Below are 2,164 nucleotides of genomic sequence, written 5' to 3'. Positions count from 1 at the left end.
CTGGTCAGTGAGAAATCACTGTCCAGATGCTCGTGGAATCAGTGTCCAAGTCAGCGTGGAATCACTGTCCAAGTGTTCGTGGAATGGGTGTCCAAGTGCGCGTGGAATCCCCAGACATGGCACAATGACGACCTAACAACCGCCAAGATTGAGCGACGACGTTTGAGCACGGATACTCTCCTACCCAAAATTTCTGAAGTAAAAGGCCAGCCCACGTGGGTTGATAGCAATCTTCCTGACCTGCGTACCTTGGCGCGTGAGCTGCGTACACATGCTCTTGAGGAAGTCACTGCGGCGTCCAGCCATGAAGACGCCATTGAGGTGACAGCTCAGCATCTGGGGTTCATCGACTCTGCGATTTTGTCCATAACCGTCATTACGCCTATGGGGGATGTGACTATCCTGCGCAGCAGCATCTACCACATCGTCGAAAAACGACTGGATGCCCGGGAGCGCTACGTAAGATTGGCTTTAGACACTCTCACTGGGCCGCTAGAGGTCTGGAAAGTGGCTTTCACGGACGGCACTGACCGCCTGGCTTTCATTGGTGCGTATGAGTCTAAGCGGCAGATGCTCGTAAGCGTTGTGTTCATCGAGGGCCAGATGCTCTGGAATTTTATGCACACGGACGCCAAATCGCTCAACAAGCATCGTCATGGCGAGCTGCTGTACAAGCGCTACACGCTTTTTTCAGAGCAAAGAAAAAGGGCTACTTGTGAAAGTAGCCCTCAAATTTGAAGCTTGATATTCATATGCACACCCTCAAGCAGGGGTGTGGAGGTCTCACCCTACGCCGATGTTCAGCCATCGCCGGGGTTCCTACGCCAGTCATTGCCGCTGAAGGCCACTGGTTTCGCGCTCACTTGCAATCATATACAAGGTGACACGTGTGTCAACCAAATTTGATGAATGGCCGTGATTTTCCGGGACTTCCGGTGACCCTTGATGATAGGCATTTCGCTGCACCACCTGCCCTTGATTGGGCCTATGGCAGTACCAGGTAACTGCTAGCCGTTTTTTTGGAGAGTCAAAAACGGGAGCCAAGGCTCCCGTTTCTTCTCTGGTGCGGCTAGTCCATGCATAGGAATTTCAAAATGCCTATGCATCAAGCTGACGCTTGTGAACGGCTACCGTTTTTTGAAAGCGGCTATGGCTCAGCAGTCTAAAAATAGCGGCTTACTACAGACCATCCCTAGGCATCAATGATGGCAAAGCAATATTTAATTATATGATCAAAGTAATGCCACAGTGGTGCACTAAGCCTTTACAACCGCCTTGAAATTTAATTTGCACTAGTAAAGGTACCATGCTAAATTTTTCATTCCAAACATACATAAATTAAGGTTTAAAAATGGCTAGTTATGAAATCCGGTTATCCATGGTTGACTTTGAAAAGGATAGTATTCCTGAAATATTGGTGCAGTATTGGAACAAGGAAAAGCTGGCTTTTGCGTCTTACGTAACAGCTTCCGGCCACGACAAAGGCTTTGATACAGTAAGAAGTGAATCCGATACCAATGAAGACGGCAAGACGAATGCTCAGGACAATGCCGCAATAATCGCATTAGCCAATGCATTTGCAGTAATGAATCTTTCTATAGAAAAACGGAAGTAAGATAATAAACCGGGTAGCCACCAGTCTTGCGAGAGGGATTTTCCTCAACGCACACGGCACCTGGCCAAGTCTAATCAATGTGTAGGAATTTTTAATTCCTACACATTAAATTTTCAGCATGCGCATGAAAATTGTGAGATTTAAAAATCTGTTATTGTAACTATATACCTTCAGCACAAGCCATGTCTAACATGGGGTGTCCGCAGAATTCGGAAAAATCGTACGGTAAAAACTGCCAACATGAGACAGGCACTCGTGCAGGCTGGACTGTTCATGCATAGGAATTTCAAAATGCCTATGCATCAAGCTGACGCTATGACGGAGGCGTCATGCCTTCATAGCGTTGCGTAGGAAGACGCTGATGCGTTACTTATGCAGTGAAAATCCCTATCAATCCGCATTAACGCAGGTTATTTTACCGCTGAACCTAGGTGCGGACGCACCTTCCCCCTGTCAGGGCTTCACGTACCTCATCTGCGCGATCGCCTGAGCGTTGAGGACCAGTCCCTGCACCGTCAGCCCGCTGATTGCCGCCGTGTATACCATCCG

The 2,164-nt window shown here is 48.2% G+C and carries 2 protein-coding genes; both read left to right on the top strand.

Going from position 1 to position 2,164, the window contains the following annotated elements; all coding sequences use genetic code 11:
• Positions 1 to 738, top strand: a 738-nt coding sequence (locus DW49_RS0105655; RefSeq protein WP_338109214.1) for a PBECR2 nuclease fold domain-containing protein, incomplete at its 5' end; no start/stop codon positions are given.
• Positions 739 to 1,351: 613 nt separating this feature from the next.
• Positions 1,352 to 1,615 carry a hypothetical protein gene (locus tag DW49_RS0105650; RefSeq protein WP_010212495.1) on the top strand — a complete coding sequence of 88 codons (264 nt, stop codon included), beginning with the start codon at positions 1,352 to 1,354 and terminating at the stop codon, positions 1,613 to 1,615.
• Positions 1,616 to 2,164 lie beyond the last annotated feature (549 nt).

The organism is Pseudomonas avellanae BPIC 631, assembly GCF_000444135.1.
Lineage (GTDB): Bacteria > Pseudomonadota > Gammaproteobacteria > Pseudomonadales > Pseudomonadaceae > Aquipseudomonas > Aquipseudomonas avellanae.
This window is presented reverse-complemented; position numbering and strand designations above follow the sequence as displayed.